We start from the raw sequence: 17718 nt of genomic DNA, 5'->3' as shown, positions 1-17718 counted from the left end.
GCTATCTCAAACGACATGTCAAAATCGGATGCGCTTATATATGCCTCTTGCGGCAATGTTCTAGCAATAATCCTGAACTACTTTTTAGGCTATCTTCTTTACGAAAAGACAAAAACAAAACTTCTCTCATCAAAAATGGGAGCAAAAGCGTACAGATATGGACACAAATATGGGTGCTATGCACTTTTGCTCTCATGGCTGCCAATTATAGGCGACCCGCTGACACTTGTTGCAGGTCTTGTCAGGGTTAAGTTTATTTGGTTTCTTTTAATAGCCGGAACTTTAAGGGTTGCAAGATACTACTTTTTGACTCTTGTGGTATAATTTACCACATTTAAGCAATTGGTCGTGTTATGAGATTTATACTGATTTTTTTGTCCCTTTTCGTTTATATTCATGCAGCAGAGAGACCTTTAGATAGGGTCTCCCTTCAGCTTCAGTGGCTTGATCAGTTTCAGTTTGCCGGATACTATATGGCAAAAGAGAAGGGTTTTTACAGAGATGCAGGTTTTAATGTAGAGATAAAAAAATTCAGCAGTGAAACAGATATTATAGATGATGTAGTAAACGGTAGAACTACTTATGGAATAGGGCGCTCAAGCCTGATTTGGTACTACTCGCAGGGCAAAGAGATATCTCTGCTAAGTGCGACATTCCAAAGCTCGCCACTTGTTCTAATAGCACTTAAATCCTCAGGCATAGAAGATGTAAAAGATTTTATCGGCAAAACCGCGATGATTACCGAAGATGCTGTTGAGACGGCATCAATATATACCATGATAAAGTCTGCAAAATTGGGCGAAGAGAGTGTCAACTACAAAAAGCACACTTTTGACATTGAAAATCTTGTTGAAAAAAGAGTTGACCTTTACGCCGGATATATCTCAAATGAGCCTTACGGGTTAGCAAAGAGAGGGATAGAGTTTAAAACGTTTTCCCCAAAAGAGAGAGGTTTTGACTTTTATGATGACATACTCTTTACCTCACAAGAAGAGGTTCGCAAAAATCCAAAAAAAGTAGATAGTTTTAAAAAAGCATCCATAAAGGGGTGGGAGTACGCTTTTGAAAATATTGAGGAAACAGTTGAGATTATCTACAAAAAGTATAACTCTGCCGGCAAAACAAAAGATGCACTGCTTTATGAAGCAAAGGAGCTTAAAAAACTCTCCTTTACAAACGGCGTGCCGCTGGGGAGTGTGAGAAAAAACAAGATAGAGAGAATTCTAGATATATACAGAGTTATGGGACTTGTAGATAATGATGTTGATTTGGATAGGCTCATATTTAGCGTAAAAGAGAAGTTTTTAACCAAAGAAGAGGAGGAGTATCTCAGGCAAAGAGGAGAGATTAATATCTGCGCCGTTGCGAATTTGCTTCCGCTTAGTGCAGTAGAAAATAATAGATTTGTCGGAATAGGCGCTGATATACTAAGTTTGACAAAAGAGAGCATGGAGGTATCATACAGACTTGTTGATACAAAAAGCTGGGAAGAGTCGCTGCAAAATCTTAGGGATAAAAAGTGTGACCTGCTTCCAACGGCAAAATACTACAAAGAGGAGAGAGGGCTAAAAACAACAACTCCGTATCACCATGAGCCGCTGATAGTAGTTACAAAGAAATCAGAAAACTATATAGTGGATATTGACGGTCTTTTGGAGATGGAGTTTGCAGTTATTAAAGGAAACCCTTTTATCGAGAATTTAAAAGAGAAGCATCCCAGAATAAAACTAAAATATGTAGACTCCATAAAAGATGGATTTAATGGTGTTAAGAGTGGAAAATACTATGGATACATAGACAGTTTGACACTTACTGCATACGCTTTTAAAAATATCTCAAACGCAAATCTCAAAATTTCAGGGCAGTTTGATGAGAAGGTAGGTATCAGCTTTGGAGTAAGGGATGACGATGAAATTCTGTACAATATTTTTGAAAAATTTTCAAAAAATGTAGAGCATTCGGATATCCATACATTTTTTAACAAGCGCGTCTCTATAAACTATGTTAAAAACGTAAAGTTTGAATATCTGTACGAGATGATTTTTTCGGCGCTATTGATAATCTTTATATTCTTTTATAAACAAAACATTTTAAGGAAAAAAAATATCGAACTTGAAGAGCTTAAGAATAAACTCCTTGAGTTAAACAGCACACTTGAAATAAAGATTGCCGAAGCTGTCAGCGAGATGCAGCAAAAAGATACCTATCTTCTGCACAAATCGCGTCTTGCTCAGATGGGCGAGATGGTAAGCATGATAGCGCATCAGTGGAAGCAGCCCTTAAGTTCGATATCCACACTCCATATATCAATGATAATGGCTTTGGAGCTTGAAGAGTACAATCTATGCGAGAAAAAAGGAAGAGAAGCATTTTTAAAGTTTTTTGATGAGAAGCTCAAAAAAATAGGACTCTACACTCAAAATTTGAGCCGCATCGTCTCTGACTTTAGCGATTTTTACAGACCTAATAAGCATCAGGAGGAGTTTACTCTGAATAATCCAGCCATGCAGGCGTATTGGCTTTTAGAAGAGAGCCTTGCTTTGGAAAACATAGACCTCTGTCTGGAGCTGACATCTGAGAACAGGGTTATGCTTTTTAAAAACGAGTTTGTTCAGGTCGTTTTAAATATCATAAATAACGCAAAAGAGCAGTTTGTGGAGAATGGTACAAAAGATGCACAGATAGTTATAAAAAGTTATGACAGAGGCAATTTGGCGGTTATGGAGATAAGCGATAATGCAGGCGGTATAGATGAGGAGATTATAGATAAAATCTTTGATCCATACTTCTCTACAAAATTTGATAAAAACGGTACGGGACTGGGTCTTCACATGTCAAAGAATATTATTGAGCAGCACTATAGAGGCAGAATATACGCTCAAAATATTCAAAACGGGGCAAAATTTACAATAGAAGTGGGCAGTCATCATGAAAAATAGAGTAATTGTTATAGGCGGCGGCGGAGCAGGACTTGTAGCTGCTCTTAGCGCACACGAGAGCGGCGCTGAAGTAGTTGTGATAACAAAAGAGTATCCCACAAGAAGCCAGACATGTATGGCGCAAGGCGGCATTAATGCGGCACTCTCAAATGTTGAAGAGGATAGCGTAGAGTTACATGTAGAGAATACTCTTAAGTCCGCACATGGGCTTGCAAACGAGGATGCCGTGAGGTTTTTATGCCAAAGCGCTCCAGATGTCGTTTTATGGCTGGATAGCATCGGTGTTCCTTTTAGCAGAACGAAAGAGAATAAAATTGCACAGAGAAAACTTGGCGGCGCGTATGCAGCCAGAGCTTGCTACGCGCAGGACTATACAGGTCTTAAAATCCTTCATACGCTTTATGACAGATGTATGGCGGAGGGAATTGAGATTTTAAATGAGAGATATCTCTTGGATTTTATTATATGTAGTGACAAACAAAAGCCATATGTTAGCGGTGTTAGTGTTTTAAACATAAGAAGCGGTGAGGTTGAAATCCACGAGGCGCAAAGTGTTATAGTCGCTACGGGAGGATACAGCAGAGTTTTTCACAAACACTCGACAAACTCGGTTGCATCTAGCGGTGATGGGATTGCCGCTGCAGTGCGCGCCGGCGCAAGGCTAAGTGATATGGAGTTTATACAGTTTCACCCGACCGCACTTAAAAACTCATCTGTTTTAATCTCCGAGAGTGCCAGAGGCGCAGGAGGGTATCTGCTAAACTCAAAGGGTGAGAGATTTACTAACGAACTATCACCGCGTGATGAGGTCGCAAGGGCAATAAACGATGAGATAGCAAAGGGCGGAGATGTGTTTTTGGATATAAGGCATTTGGGTACAGAGTTTATAGAAAACGAGCTGCCCCAAGAGGCAAAACTTGCAAAGCTGTATGAAAATATTGACCCTGTTCATGAACTGATACCCATCAAGCCATCAGCTCACTACACTATGGGCGGAATAGAGGTTGATGAAAACTCATCTACATGTATAAATGGACTTTTTGCAGTCGGTGAGTGCGCAAGCCATAGAGTGCACGGAGCAAACAGGCTTGGAGGAAACTCGCTCCTTGAGCTGGTTGTTTTTGGCAAACTCTCAGGAGATAGAGCCGCAAAGTATGCCATGAGTGTTGATAAAACTACAGAGATTAGCGAAAATAAAAATATTTTCCAAGAGAAAATTGCCGAGATAAAGAGATATACAAACGAGATAAATTTTTATGAAAAACAGAGAGATTTGGGTGAGCTGTTTTATCTACATGTAGGAATAAAAAGAGAGAAGAAATCGCTCTATAGTGTTTTGGACAAAGTAAGAGAGACAAGAGCCTTATTGCCTAAAATGGGTGTAAGTGATAAAACAAAAGAGTATAACACAAACTTAAGAGAGTTTTTGGAGTTTAAAAATATGCTTGAAATCAGCGAGCTTATTCTTATTTCTGCTATCGGCAGAGATGAGAGCAGAGGAGCACACTTTAGAGTTGATGCGCCACATGCTGATAAAAAGTTTGAAGCCCATACAATTATAGACAAAGAAGGGGCGCTCAGCTATGAAAATTAATATCAAAAGAGATAGTGTTGTAGAGTACGATATTGACGCAGAGGGCTCCACGCTTTTAGAGCTTTTAAATAGAATTAAAACGGAACTTGACCCGTCCCTTTCGTACAGCAGCGGATGCAGAAGCAGTGTTTGCGGAAGCTGCGCTGTGAGGGCAAACGGCAAGGAGGTTTTGGCATGCTCTTACCATGCAAAAGATGGAGACCTGATAGAGCCGCTTAAAAACAGCGAGGTAATGCGCGACCTTGTTGTGGATATGGATAAGGCTTACGGTTTTAATGCAAAAGCAAAAGCGTGGCAGAGTTCTATAACAGAGAATGTGTTGCTCTCTCATGAAGATGAGAAGAGAAATGAGCTTCAGAGTGACTGTATCCTTTGTGGCTCATGTTATAGCGCCTGTCCTGTTTATGCAGTAAATAGCGAATTTTTAGGACCGTTTGCGCTAACAAGAGTTTGGCGGTATGTTAGCGACAAAAGAGAGCAAAATCCAAAAGAGAAGATGGATGTTATTCAAACAAACGGCGTTTGGGACTGCACGCTCTGCAACGAGTGTACTCTGGTTTGTCCGCAGGAGATTTCAAGCAAAGCGGATATAGAAAAGCTAAGGGCAAGAAGCGCAATGTTAGGTTATAGCGATCCGAGTTTTGCAAGTTTTGGCGGCGGGTTCGGTTTTGACGGAAGCCCACAGTTTTAACTAACACCATTTTTTATGTTATAATTTACAACTATTTTACAAAAGGTTTAAAAAAATGGCAAAAGAGTACTCATTTGATATAAGTGCAAAGATAGATATGCAGAGTTTTAAAAATGCGGTAAATTCGGTTGATAAAGAGGTTGCAAACCGTTATGATTTTAAGGGCACGACCTATGAAGTTGACTTTAAAGAGAAAGACAAACTGTTGGTGTTAGTTGCCTCAAGTGATAACAAACTAGAAGCGCTTAAAGATGTCGTAGTAACAAAGCTTTTAAAACAAAATCTCTCTTCAAAGGTTTTAGATGAAGTAAAAGTTGAAAATGCAAGCGGCAACACAAGAAAAGCGACATATAAAGTGGTGGACTACATTGAGTCCAAAGAGGCTAAAAAAATCGTAGCTGAGATAAAAAACCTAAAACTAAAAGTGACAGCTCAGATAGAGGGCGATTCCATTAGAGTCAAGGGGGCGAAGCTGGATGATTTGCAAAAAGTTATTGCAACTATTCGTTCTATGGAGTGGGAAGCGCCGCTTGTTTTTGAAAATATGAGATAGGGAGAGGCTACATGTCAAAGTTAACAATTTCTGATGCGGCTGATAAGCTCGGCGTATCCAAAGAGGCAATACATAACCGTATAAGAAGAGGTTCTTTGCACAGTGTAGTAGAAAACGGAGTAAAACTTGTTATCCTCGGTAAAGAGGACGGCACTCAGGTTGCAGCGAAAAAAGCAAGCAGTCAAAAAAATTCTCATAACAGCGATGACAGATACTATAAATTTTTAGAAGAGCAAAACGCAAAACTTCAGCATAAAGTAGAGACTCTTGAGGGCGAGACAAGAACTCTCAGAGACCAAAAAGAGCAGATGCTGATAGAAGAGAGAATAAAGATTGAGAACATATATAAAGAGAAGGATGAGCAGCTTAAAAACATCATAAACGCCATCTCCTCAAAGTTTATGCTAAGTGCTCCGCAGGAGATTTCCATAGGCGCGGATGATGAGGCATATGAAGCCGAAATCCAACCAAGAGAACCAAAAGAGAGCATAGAGAACCGTAGACTGATATCACTAAACAAGTACCTAAAGAGTAAAAATTTCTCAAAGAAAAAAATCTCAAAGATAAAAGAGAAGTTTGAAGTGAGTTCAAAAGAGGATCCTAGAATTATTACGATAGGCAAAAAGTACTATATAGATTTGCAGAAGTATGACTATAGCGATTTTTCAATATAAGCTTCAGCAGAGCTACCCTTAAGGGATTTGTAGATAAAATTCCGTCTTTAAACATGGACAGTTGGGAGAGTTGGTTTAATCCAGTCGCCTGGAACGCGGCCGTAGGGAAACTTACCGAGGGTTCGAATCCCTCACTGTCCACCACCTAATTAACTTTTCTTATAAAATCCACGATATATAGACATCTTTATTTACACTAAGGTATAATAAAACAAAAAACGGCGGCTAATGGAAGCAGAATTAATTATCAAGTCTATTGTGGGATTGGTTGCACTGTTGGGCTTGTTGCTATTGTTGCTATTTTTAGAACCAAGAGGCACAAAAAATTCTCAAGAGAAATTATCAGATATTAAGCCTGCTGAGCAAGAAGAGAAAAAAGAGCCAAGTGGTGAAGCTCAGAAAAAAGAGCTTGATTTAAACTATTTGGAAGGAATAATTAAAAATAAAAAATCAGATTCCAAGAAGCTTCAGTATGCACTTGACGCAATCATAAAATACCACGGAAAAGTACATAAAAAGCTCGGACTCAGGGCTCATCCAGACTTTGATATCTATATAGATATACTTTTTACTTTATGCAGACACCCTAATGCAAACAAAGATTTGATAATCAATTTCGACAGAGAGCTTGAGAAACAAAATCCTGAATATAAGCAGGAGATAAACGAGGCAATAGCAAAAGGGCTAAATTCCAGAGGAATTTAGAGCCTATTTTCCTTTAGACCTTGCGGCTCTCTCCTCTGCCAGCATAGCATTTAAAACTTCCGTAACACTTTTGCTTGCTTTTTCTGCATCTCTAAAATATGTTACTACGTTTGCAGATTGCTCAGTACATGTATTATTTGCCACACAGTCTATAGCTTTTTTAATATTTTCATGAACTTCTTTGTGCGGAGCTGTAAGCTTTGGATAGCTTGGCGTTGTACTGAAGTTTTCTTTGCCTATTCCGGTGTGATACCATTGACCTAAACGACATTCTGTGTCTGAAGCAAAATGGCCGTCAATTTGATTTTTAAATACAGTCTTATAGCCGTTTGATTTAAATAGCAGGTGGTCAAGCTTAACTAGAGCCATAAATACAGCGTTAGTAATGTTTTGGTTCTTTTCAACGATAATCTCAGAGCTCTCAAGAAGATTGTGCATCTTCTCTTGAAGTGAGCTTACCTGCTCATTTGAGTCGGTTGAGAGTTTTTCCATCGATTTTGAGTGTTCATGCACCTCTTGCGTATTTTGCTTTAGGCTTTGAACCGTTATCTCGACTTCACTTGTTGCCTTTTGGGTTCTTTCGGCAAGTTTTCTTACTTCATCCGCAACAACTGCAAATCCTCTTCCGTGCTCGCCAGCACGCGCCGCTTCTATAGCCGCATTCAGTGCAAGAAGGTTTGTCTGATCGCTTATATCTTTGATTAGGCTGATAACACTTGATATGTTTTCAACATTAGTGTTTAGTGTACTGACTTGATCATAGGTGCTGGTTATATGCTCAAGCAGAGAGACCATCGTCTGCATAAGAACATTCACATCAATGAGCGCGTCATCTGCGCTGCGGTTGTTATCTTCACTTCTTTGATCAATATCTTTTAGCTCATTTAAATTATTGCTCAAATCAGCTTGTAAACCTGATAAGTCTCTGAAACAGCTCTCATTTAAACCATCAACAAGAGCCTTGATAAGTTGATTTATGGCGTGCTCGCTACTTGCATTTTTAGCTTTTTTTTCAAGATTTGAAATTTTTTCATTTGCATATTCCAACTCATTTTGCAGGAGTGCTATCTCTGCCTCTTTAGCTTGAAGTGCACCGGCGAGTTTGTTGTTTTTAAAAAACATATAGTAAGTCCAACCTTTTATTAATTTTTATGTCTAAAGGATACTACTATAATAGTAAAGATTCCTTTAAATATCAACCATCTCTGTTACTTTTCCTTGAACAATATGTATATCTCTGGCTTTTAGTTTTTCTAACGTTAGGGTATCGCTAACACCAACGGCTATAAGTGAGATGCCAAGAGTATCTGTTATAAGTCTAAGTGCTGAGAGAGACTGATCGCTTTGTGTTAAAAAGTAGCTACTCTCACCCTTTATATATACCGGTCTAAGCTCTTGCAGGTAGCCATAGTCTTTGCTCTCGCCGATAAATTCAAAAATACCGATGCTTATACCATATTTTCTAAAGAGCTCTATATACTCTCTTATTAGTTTTGAGTCTTGACGGACTAATCTGTCAGGCAGTTCGATGATTACTTTAAATGTCAGGAGCGCTGCATTTGCGCGAAGAAGCTCGCTTAAGTTGCCGTATGTATCTTTATCCTCCAGATATTCATGAGGAAGTCTAAGGGAGTAGGTTGAGGCGCTCAGCATCATACTTGAGTTTTTAAATAACATGTCGACAATTTTTTTGTATATGTTGCAGCTTAGTCCCGATTGTATCGCAGGAGCCATAAATTGAGCATAGCCGTAAGAGCTGTTTTTATCAAGCGTCAGATTGATGCTAAGGACATTGTGAGATAGTTTTTTGGCTTTCGTATCTATAACACTCCAAGAGACAAAACTAAATCTCTCTTTTTCTATAGCTTTGTTGATAAGAAGTTTCCAAGCCTCTTTGCCCATAACCTCTATGGCATCTTCTGCTTTTTCAAGATGTATGTTTTCATGGTTGAATTTTGCCTGCGCAAGCGCATTGTCTGATTTTGAGAGCAGTTTTGTTATGCTGTCGCTGTGTCTATAGTTGTATAACCCGACAGAGGCAAAAGTCTCATTTGGATCAAGCTCTGCTGCTTCAATAACATCTTTGCAAGATTGCTGTATGTTTTTTGCAAGTTCTATCGCCTCTTCGTTTGAGTAGTTTGGAAGAAGAAGCGAGAATTCGGTGCCGTTGATTCTTGCAACGATAGAATCTTTAATATTTTTTGTGCCATTTCTGAAGATATCGGCAATTTTTATAAAGATCTTGTTTACGTTTTGTCTCCCAAGTTTTTCATTGGCTTCAATTATTCCGCTCAGAGAGATTAGCATATTTACCCCGCCCTCATAAGATGCGTCAGCTTTTAGATAAGCAGGAAGCCTGTCAATGAGGTACTTGCGGTTTCTTAGCTGTGTATCTTGGTCTACATACTCAAGCTCCTTATGCGCTTTTAACTCCTCATTTCCTTTGTCAAACATAGCTTTTACTTTTGAAACCATATTGTTCATTCCAAGCACCACATCTGCGAGCTCTTTTGTGTATGGAATATTGCTTTGAATGATAAACTCGTTTTTTGTAATTGCCCCAGCTTGCTTTTGCACCTCTTTTAGAGGCCTTAAAACAGCGTGAAGCAGCAGGTTAAGCGTTACAAGACTGACAAGCGCGATAATTGTAAAATAGATAAGAAGGTCAATTAAAATAGAATAAAGCTGCTTGTAGGCATATGTTGAATCGCTTTGAACGCTTAAAATCCCTACTTGGCTCCATCCTGCTGAGACATTAGCATGGGCAATCGGCGCTTGAAGCTCTATAAGGGATATAAACCATTTTGGAACTGTCTTGATGTCGCTCTCTGTCTTTCTGTCATAAAGCGAATTGTTCTCAACATCAACAAGAGATATAAGACTATAGTTCCCGCTGTCAAAATTTGCATTTATCATGGTTGACATCATGGAGAGGTCGCCATTGGCGCTCCCAAGCGAAAGGCTAAGAGAAGTAGCAGTATTTTTTGCATCATCATAAAGCCTGTCTTGAACCCCTTTGTTTGCGCTTTGAAAGTTTAGTATGAGTACAGTTGCCAATATGATTAGTAAAAATATTGATAACATTAAAGCTATCTGTTTAAATAGTGTCATATTTTTTTCCTTTGCATGTTGAGTTTTAGTTCGTCCCATTTTTTGTGAGATTTTTCATTGTTTTTACCGACTTTATCAAGCACATCACCGTTAAAGTTATAGATTGGTGTTAAATCTTTTCTTTGTGATGCGGGGAATATTTTGCGATTGTTGTTATCCAAAATCAGCGGTTCGCTTTTTGGTGTTTCAAAATAGGTAAGTACCATGTGCGGCTCTTTAAAGTTAGTAGAGCGGACATATGTAAAAAAAAGTTTTTTATAGTCAACCCCAAGGTGTTTAAGAGCGAAGTATTTACTTATAACATAATCTTCGCAATCGCCTCTATCGTTGCCCAAAAATTCCCACGGAGTAGCCCAATAGTCGCTTTTGCCGTATATTTTAATATCGGAGCCATATCTGACTTCATTATAAAAGTTATTTACCGCTTCTAGTTTTTCCAAGTCGCTTTTATCTTTTACCGAGTCTAGAGTTTCTTGAAGATAGAAGAATCTTTTTTTTGCAAAAACTCCATACTTGTCAGCTATCTCATTTAGCAGATCTTTGTCCACGTACGGCTCATCCGTAAGCAAGATGCTTGAAAAAAGCAGTGATAGCAATACAACTATTTTTAACTTAAACATGCGAAGATTATATCGAAAAATTTCTGACATTAGTGCTGTCTTTTATTAAAACCAGATGTTCCTTCTTTGTTGCGGGTTGAGATACCAATAGCGTACTCTTTTAAATACTCCGGGATTGCGCGCCCTTTTAATTTCATCATATCTGAGAGCATTCTTTCAGCTACTAATTCAGGGGTGAGGTTTTTAACTTCGCAAAGATATCTAAAAAGCAGCTCGCCGAGTCTTTGGAGTGATATTTGCCATGTAGAATCCGTCTGTGTATAAATCCAAAGGCTAAACTTATAAAAGTTTTCAAAGACGCTCCCATCCTGCCAGATTAGTTTGACACTCTCTTTGAAGTTGCCGCTGTTATAGGTTAAATCCCAAAATCTTGAGAATCTTTTCATAACTCCTATCTCATGAAAGGAGAGTTTGGATGTCTGAAGCACGTCATAAGGCGGAATATCGCTGTATATCATGCCGTGCTCTATATCGTGGCGGTTTATATATGTGCCTGATAGCTTTTTGAGTATCCCTATCTGAATCTCACAGCTGCTTAGACGCACTAGTTCATCAAGGTTGGCTCCAAAGCTCTCCAGAGACTCTCCTGGCAGACCTACAATCAAATCAAGATGCATATGCGTTTTTGTCTCATGCTCTAAAAATTTTATATTCTCTTTGATTTTGTCGAGTTTTAGCGGTCTTGAGATATTGTTTGCGATTTGCTCATTAAGTGTCTGTATGCCTATTTCAAGCTGTAGCGCACCTTCGGAAAATAGGGCTATCTTACTCTTTAGCGAGTCCGGAAAATGGTCAGGGACTACTTCAAAGTGGGCGAAATAAGGAGGAGGCTTTTTTAAAAAGAAATCAAGCAACAGGTTTGCAGTTTTTATGTTGAGGTTGAACGTTCTGTCTATAAATTTGAAGTTTCTAGCCCCACGCTGCCAAAGAAGTTCAAACTCCTCTAAAAGTGTATCAAGGTCAAATGAGCGCACCTTCTCATCCATAGATGAGAGACAAAACTCACATGCAAATGGGCATCCGCGCGAGGCTTCAACGTATATGTAGCGGTTTTTTATATCATCATCCGTGTAATATCTGTAGGGAAGAGCTACGTTTTTAAGAGAGGGCATACTCATTTTAATAATATTTTCCACAGGAGCGTTTCCTGCTATGATTTTTTTGCACAGCTCGTAAAAAGCCAAATCTCCCTCGCCTTGAATTATATAGTCAGCGTTATCAAAATTGACTCTAAAAGGTTTATGCGAGACCTCTGGGCCGCCTAATATAACCTTCGCATCAGGAGAGACTTTTTTATTACATGCAGAAGTTCGTAAACCTCCGAGACGTTCCATATATAGACGCCTATTCCTATGATTTGCGGCTTGCTAACAAGCAGTTTTTGCGCGATTGTTTGCGGAGCATCATTTATGCTGAACTCTAAAATCTCGGCACTCTCTTGTAGTTCATGCAGATTTGCATATAAATATCTAAGTGCAATCGAGGTGTGAGTAAATCTTGAGTTTAACGTAGTCAGGATGATTTTTTTCATAAGGTAAGTTTAGCATAATTATCCGAGCCAAAGGGGGGGGGTATGACCGGATAATTAAAATAATTTATAGGTAATATTATCTCTTTTATGAAAGGGGTTGAACATAATCGAGATGCAACATTGTACTTAATTATAAGTTAATAATTGATAAATAAGTTAAAATTCTTTCACCATATTATCAAGCTGTTTAAAGAGCTCTCCTGATGCATCTTCCATCTCTTTAAAGTTCTGAACAATTTTGTCTACACTTTCGCTCTTAAAGATTGAGTTGTTTTTAATATATGGAAGATTGTTGGCAACAGAGCTATGAACTTTTTTATGTACGGGGCCGATTGCCCTGTATGCATTTGTGTGTCCGAAATATCGTGCTCTTTCGCCGACATACCATTTGCTGAGGTTGCAGCTTGAATGATCCTCATAGACATAAGACTCTTTTGAGTCAAATATAGAGGCGTAGGCATCCGTTTTAAAGAGTGCAAGTTCCACCTTCATCGAGGTTACCATCAATCTGCTCTCTATTTTTTTTGATCTTTGTGCAGACTGTTCTGCTGAGATATTAAGCTGAGAGAATGTTTGTTCAAACTCGTTTACGACATCGCTTGATTTTTGTGCAATTTCAGATATGTCGTCGGAATTTGCGCGTATATCATTGGAGTCTTGCTGAAGAGTTGAGATGGTCATCTCTATCTCCTGCGTTGCCTTTTGGGTTCTTTCGGCAAGTTTTCTTACTTCATCCGCAACAACTGCAAATCCGCGTCCATGCTCTCCGGCTCGCGCGGCTTCAATTGCAGCATTAAGGGCTAGAAGGTTTGTCTGGTCGGCTATATCTTTTATTAGCCCTACAACTATAGAAATCTCGTTTGATCTGTGCTCTAGATTTACTATCGTATGATGAGAAGATGAGATTAAATCTACAAGCGAGTTGAAGTTTTCGCTTATCTCTTTAACATCTTCCAGACTTTTCGATGAGAGCGCAGCAGTTGTTTTTGATACTTCGGCAATAGCGGTTGAATCGTTCTGCGTAAGGATAATATCGCTGTGAATTGTTTCAAAAGTGTTGCTTGCTCCTCCGCTTAGATTGTTTAACTTTTGAGAGAGTTCGCCTTTTATTTTTGACGTATAACCATCCGCAATGTAGCCCATAATATCGTTAAGTTCATTGGAAGTATTTTTAAAACTGCCGTGTAGTCCTGAGGAGTAGGTAAGTCTGTAGTTTTTACCCAAAGATGCGTACTCTATCGAAGCATGGACATCTCTCATAAACGCCTCTAGCTGGTCGAGCGCGTCATTTAAGCTCCACGCAAATTGCGACTCTACTGAGCCATTGTCAGGTATATGTGTAACACGCCCCTCTAGCTCCCCGTTTGAAACCTCGTTTAAAACTTTAATCATTGACTGATAGGTTGGAGATTTAAGCTCGTAATCATTGCCCACCTTGATAAACAAAGAAGATGCCAAGGCTAAAAGCAGCAGAGATGCAAATAGATACTCTTGATTGTATAGGGCGTAGGGAGCAGCTAAAAAGAGAGCTACAAATAGAAGTGCGCTCTGTCTATTTTTGAAGAGAGATAATAAGTTCATCATAGCCTATGCCTTTTTCTTGTAATATGTCCATCAAAACTTTAAATGAGGCGCCAACCCCTTCGCTTTTTTCAACCCTAATCATCTCTTTGTAGAGAGGTATTATTACCTCAAGAGCTTTTGGATTTGGTTTTCTTCTTACTGAGTAATAGCCGATAATTTTGCCGTTTTTGTCAACCGAAGCTGTTACGTTTGTATATACCCAGTAGTGGTTGTTGTTTTTAGTCTTGTTTACGACAAAAGCAAATACTTCCTGCTTTGTAGGGATAGTATCCCACAGAAATTTGAAAACCGCTTTTGGCATATCCGGATGTCTAATGATGCTGTGCGGTTTGCCGAGAAGCTCATCTTCGCTATATTCGGCCATATTCATAAATATCTTGTTGCAGTAGGTAATTTTACCCGTCAAATCTGTTTTAGATACAATAAAGTCGTTTTCTGCCATCTCTTTTTGCATAAAAGTACCCCTTGTTTAAGTTAATATTTGTTTGCATGTCTTTCAATTATCCCTGAAATAGTGTCGGAATATTAGCATAATTTTGGATATTTTTAGGCACTTTTAATAATGTTTTCATTAAAAAAGTGACTTTAAGCGGGGAATGAAGTATAACTATTTCTAATTTCTAATTTTTTTTGTAGACTGCTCTACCATCTCATCTAGTTTTGCGAAAAGCTTCTCTGAAGCACTCTCCATATCTACAAAGTTTTTTATGATTATCTCAGGATTGTTCTTCTTAAGAATGCTGTTCTCTTTTGTAAAGAGCTGGTTTCTAAAGACTGCGTTGTGAAGCTCTGCATGAAGCGGATCAATCTCTGCAAATGCTTTTGTATGTCCAAACTGCTCTTTGCCGATTCCAAGATACCATTTGCCCATACGACACTCTTTATGGTCAACAAATGTTTTCTCTGCATCCGCATCTAAGACGGCTGTATAGGCCGTTGATTTAAAGAGAACGTGGTCAACCTTTAGAAGTGTGGCAAACATTCTGTTTTGAATTTTTATTGACACGTCTGAAGATTGGTTCGCAAAAGAGTTGAGCTCTTTAAAGGTTGCTTCAAATTCATTTATTACCTCATTTGAGCTTTGGGCAATTTCAGAAATTTGGTCGGAGTTTGTTCTTATTTCGTTAGCTTCTTGCTGAAGCGTAGATATGTTTATCTCTATCTCTTGAGTCGCTTTTTGCGTCCTCTCTGCAAGTTTTCTTACCTCGTCCGCAACTACTGCAAATCCTCTTCCATGCTCGCCTGCCCGTGCCGCTTCGATTGCGGCGTTAAGAGCTAGAAGATTTGTCTGGTCGGCAATATCTTTGATTACTCCCACAACGTGAGAAATTTCTCTGCTTCTTTGTTCAAGGTTGATGATAGCGCCATGTGAAGATGCGATTGAGCCCACAAGAGTGTTTAGTTTTTTTCCTATCTCTATGACGCTTTGTAAGCTTTCTCCAGATGAGTGGGCAGTTTTTTGCGATACATCTGCTATGGCTATAGAGTCGTTTTGAGAGTCATTGATATCCTTTTGTATAACCTCTAGTCCTGCACCGATTCCTCCGCCTAGTTCGCTAAGTTTTGATGAGAGATTGCCTTTTATTTTTGTCTCGTAATCGCTTGCAATGCAAGATATAGCCATGTTTAGTTTCTCTGAGGTGCTTCGAAATATTCCATGCAGTCCTTTTGGATTTGTTATCCTGTATGTCTCACCCCGTGAAGCGCTTTCAATGGAGGTCTCAACATCTCTCATAAAAGCTTCAAATTGGTCAAGTACATCATTTATAGTCCATGCAAATGCCGCTTCTTTGGAGTTATCATTTGGTATGTTGGTTATTCTGCCGCCGAGTTTTCCGTCAGCCGCGTCTTTTAACACATGTATCATCAAATCCTTCATCTGCTGATGGCTGTTTCTGTTTTTACTGATTTTGAAGAGAGATAATAAACTCATTGTAACCGACCCCCTTTTCTGCTAAGATATTTGCTAAAACATTAAACGAAGCGTCTACACCGATGCTCTTCTCCACCTCTACCATTTTTTTGTAAATAGGGATTATGAGATCAATTGCTTTTTGATTTGGTTTTCTTCTTACAGAGTAGTAGTCTATAATCTTTCCATTAGAGTCAACAGATGCGGTTATATTTGCATATACCCAGTAGTCATTGTTGTTTCTGGTCTTGTTTACTACGTATGCAAAGACTTCATGTTTTGTCGGTATTGTCTCCCACACGTATCTAAAAATGGCTTTTGGCATATCAGGGTGCCTGATGATGCTGTGCGGTTTGCCCAGAAGTTCGTCTTCACTATATTCGGCCATATCCATAAATATTTTGTTACAGTATGTAATGCGACCTTTTAGGTCCGTTTTAGATACTATAAAGTCTTCATCGTTCATCACTTTTAGCACAGTAGACCTCCTGTTTTTGCGTCTAAAAAAATTATACACAAATAATGTCATTAAAATGTCCTTAAAGTAAAGAACTATATATTAGTTTAAGTTTATGAAAAGCATATAATATCTTTTGGCTCTTTAAGATATAATTGCGCATGTCAATTTTATTAGCAATTTTTTATTTTTTTTACTTCTCAATTATCGGTGTTTATATAATATTCTTGCCAAAAGTCCTCTCTATGGCGGGATATAGTGCCAGTGATATAGGTATAATATTTGCTGCGGCTCCTTTAGTGCGTTTTTTGGTTCCTTTTGCATTTATAAAAGGGCTTAAAATCAATGTAAAGAGTTTTAATATCTCTCTTTTGATAATGTGTTTAAGCGCCGTGTCGTTTTATTTCTCGCTTGATAGTTTTTATAAACTCCTTTTTTCAAATATCAGCTTGGGTGTTGGACTTAGCATTGTACTGCCCTATGTTGAGCTAATTTCACTTAAATATCTTGGCAAAGAGCGCTATGGAAAAATAAGGCTGTTTGGATCTGTCGGCTTTATTATTGTGGCTCTTGTGCTGGTTAAGTTTCTAAGCTCGGCGGATGTTGCGCTTGTCTATCTTCTTGTTTTAACCATCGTTACATCTGCGATAGGGTTTGTAATAGCAAAAAAGGCTGATGCACTTTTGGATAAGAGCGAAGATGCTACAAACGATATTAACCTCTTAAAAGATTGGAGATTGTGGGCAGGGCTTACGTTTATGCAGGTAAGTTTTGGTCCATTTTACAACTTTTTTACCATCTATACGACGGACCATGGAGTCAGTTTAGATATTACAATCTATCTCTGGAGTTTTGGGGTTGTCGTGGAGATTTTTATGCTCTACTTTCAAGGCTCCCTTCTTCGCAGAAATCTGCTTTTTATACTTCAGGCAACTACTTTTATAACCGCAATAAGATGGTTTTTGTTATTTTTGTTTCCTGATAATGTTACTATTCTGTTCTTTTCGCAAGCTCTTCATGCGCTTAGTTTTGCACTCTTTCACTCGGCAGCAATCAGCTATCTATTTTATCTTTACAAGCACAAATCGCTTGCACAGCAGTTTTTCTCAGGCATAACATATGGATTTGGAGCGTTTACAGGGGCGCTTATTGCAGGATACGTCTATGAGTATTACCCAAGTTACCTGTTTCTAAGCGCGACTCTTATCGCGCTTATAGCAACCTGGTTTTTGTATATTTGGGGGAATAGTTTAAAAAAAATTAGCTTGTAATTCTCGAAAAACTTGTTTTTTTCGTAGCTTTAGGGGGTTGGAAGGGACGGTGAGTCCCTCCCACTGAAACGGACGC

The 17718-nt window shown here is 38.8% G+C and carries 17 protein-coding genes, 1 tRNA gene and 1 pseudogene; 9 read left to right on the top strand and 10 right to left on the bottom strand.

Features of this window, described 5'->3' with window-relative positions:
• The first annotated feature begins 15 nt into the window (after window positions 1-15).
• The 8 genes from K0A91_RS04875 to K0A91_RS04840 all read left to right on the top strand — a co-directional run bounded on the left by K0A91_RS04875 (window position 16) and on the right by K0A91_RS04840 (window position 7156).
• Complete coding sequence (locus K0A91_RS04875) at window positions 16-324, top strand: VTT domain-containing protein (RefSeq protein ID WP_295008653.1); 309 nt, start codon at window positions 16-18, stop codon at window positions 322-324.
• 50 nt (window positions 325-374) lie between these two features.
• Complete coding sequence (locus K0A91_RS04870; RefSeq protein ID WP_295008652.1) at window positions 375-2939, top strand: ABC transporter substrate-binding protein; 2565 nt, start codon at window positions 375-377, stop codon at window positions 2937-2939.
• Window positions 2929-4533: an FAD-dependent oxidoreductase gene (locus K0A91_RS04865; protein WP_295008651.1), complete on the top strand. Its 1605-nt coding sequence runs from the start codon at window positions 2929-2931 to the stop codon at window positions 4531-4533. Before K0A91_RS04870 ends, K0A91_RS04865 begins: the two co-directional genes overlap by 11 nt.
• The gene (locus K0A91_RS04860) at window positions 4523-5224 is read left to right on the top strand and encodes a 2Fe-2S iron-sulfur cluster-binding protein (protein ID WP_295008650.1); all 702 of its coding nucleotides are present in this window, start codon (window positions 4523-4525) and stop codon (window positions 5222-5224) included. Before K0A91_RS04865 ends, K0A91_RS04860 begins: the two co-directional genes overlap by 11 nt.
• A gap of 55 nt (window positions 5225-5279) precedes the next feature.
• On the top strand, window positions 5280-5777 hold the full coding sequence (locus K0A91_RS04855) for a YajQ family cyclic di-GMP-binding protein (protein ID WP_295008649.1): 498 nt from the start codon (window positions 5280-5282) through the stop codon (window positions 5775-5777).
• An 11-nt stretch (window positions 5778-5788) separates the two neighbouring features.
• A complete protein-coding gene (locus K0A91_RS04850; protein WP_295008648.1) occupies window positions 5789-6451 on the top strand; it encodes a DNA-binding protein in 663 nt (220 codons plus the stop codon).
• A gap of 55 nt (window positions 6452-6506) precedes the next feature.
• Window positions 6507-6595 (top strand) — tRNA-Ser (locus K0A91_RS04845).
• A gap of 84 nt (window positions 6596-6679) precedes the next feature.
• Window positions 6680-7156 carry a hypothetical protein gene (locus K0A91_RS04840; RefSeq protein ID WP_295008647.1) on the top strand — a complete coding sequence of 159 codons (477 nt, stop codon included), beginning with the start codon at window positions 6680-6682 and terminating at the stop codon, window positions 7154-7156.
• A 3-nt stretch (window positions 7157-7159) separates the two neighbouring features.
• Here K0A91_RS04840 and K0A91_RS04835 read toward each other — a convergent pair whose 3' ends face one another.
• The 10 genes and pseudogenes from K0A91_RS04835 to K0A91_RS04795 form a co-directional block, all read right to left on the bottom strand.
• A complete protein-coding gene (locus K0A91_RS04835; RefSeq protein WP_295008646.1) occupies window positions 7160-8278 on the bottom strand; it encodes a methyl-accepting chemotaxis protein in 1119 nt (372 codons plus the stop codon).
• A 66-nt stretch (window positions 8279-8344) separates the two neighbouring features.
• Entirely contained in the window at window positions 8345-10267 is a 1923-nt protein-coding gene (locus tag K0A91_RS04830) for a LapD/MoxY N-terminal periplasmic domain-containing protein (protein ID WP_295008645.1), read from the bottom strand.
• Window positions 10264-10917 (bottom strand): transglutaminase-like cysteine peptidase, encoded by a 654-nt coding sequence (locus K0A91_RS04825; protein WP_295008644.1) that lies wholly within the window; start codon window positions 10915-10917, stop codon window positions 10264-10266. Before K0A91_RS04825 ends, K0A91_RS04830 begins: the two co-directional genes overlap by 4 nt.
• Window positions 10917-12221 carry a B12-binding domain-containing radical SAM protein gene (locus tag K0A91_RS04820; protein ID WP_295008643.1) on the bottom strand — a complete coding sequence of 435 codons (1305 nt, stop codon included), beginning with the start codon at window positions 12219-12221 and terminating at the stop codon, window positions 10917-10919. The genes K0A91_RS04825 and K0A91_RS04820 overlap by 1 nt, the downstream gene beginning before the upstream one ends.
• Window positions 12149-12418, bottom strand: coding sequence for a hypothetical protein (locus K0A91_RS04815; protein ID WP_295008642.1), 270 nt, complete (start codon window positions 12416-12418; stop codon window positions 12149-12151). The genes K0A91_RS04820 and K0A91_RS04815 overlap by 73 nt, the downstream gene beginning before the upstream one ends.
• 156 nt (window positions 12419-12574) lie before the next feature.
• Window positions 12575-12910, bottom strand: a complete 336-nt coding sequence (locus K0A91_RS11010) for a CZB domain-containing protein (protein ID WP_366511622.1) — start codon at window positions 12908-12910, stop codon at window positions 12575-12577.
• A 39-nt stretch (window positions 12911-12949) separates the two neighbouring features.
• A pseudogene (locus tag K0A91_RS11005) lies at window positions 12950-13561 on the bottom strand (methyl-accepting chemotaxis protein); the annotation flags it as partial.
• Window positions 13562-13970: 409 nt separating this feature from the next.
• A complete protein-coding gene (locus K0A91_RS04805; protein ID WP_295008641.1) occupies window positions 13971-14456 on the bottom strand; it encodes a PAS domain-containing protein in 486 nt (161 codons plus the stop codon).
• Window positions 14457-14615: 159 nt separating this feature from the next.
• Window positions 14616-15935: a methyl-accepting chemotaxis protein gene (locus K0A91_RS04800; RefSeq protein ID WP_295008640.1), complete on the bottom strand. Its 1320-nt coding sequence runs from the start codon at window positions 15933-15935 to the stop codon at window positions 14616-14618.
• The gene (locus K0A91_RS04795) at window positions 15904-16392 is read right to left on the bottom strand and encodes a PAS domain-containing protein (RefSeq protein ID WP_295008639.1); all 489 of its coding nucleotides are present in this window, start codon (window positions 16390-16392) and stop codon (window positions 15904-15906) included. Before K0A91_RS04795 ends, K0A91_RS04800 begins: the two co-directional genes overlap by 32 nt.
• A 140-nt stretch (window positions 16393-16532) precedes the next feature.
• Between K0A91_RS04795 and K0A91_RS04790 the strand changes: the two genes are divergently transcribed.
• Window positions 16533-17642, top strand: a complete 1110-nt coding sequence (locus tag K0A91_RS04790; protein WP_295008638.1) for an MFS transporter — start codon at window positions 16533-16535, stop codon at window positions 17640-17642.
• Window positions 17643-17718: the final 76 nt, after the last annotated feature.

Origin of the sequence: Sulfurimonas sp. (assembly GCF_019429335.1) — a bacterium.
GTDB lineage: Bacteria > Campylobacterota > Campylobacteria > Campylobacterales > Sulfurimonadaceae > Sulfurimonas.
The sequence above is the reverse complement of the archived record's forward strand: the minus strand, read 5'-3'. Positions and strand labels throughout refer to the sequence as shown.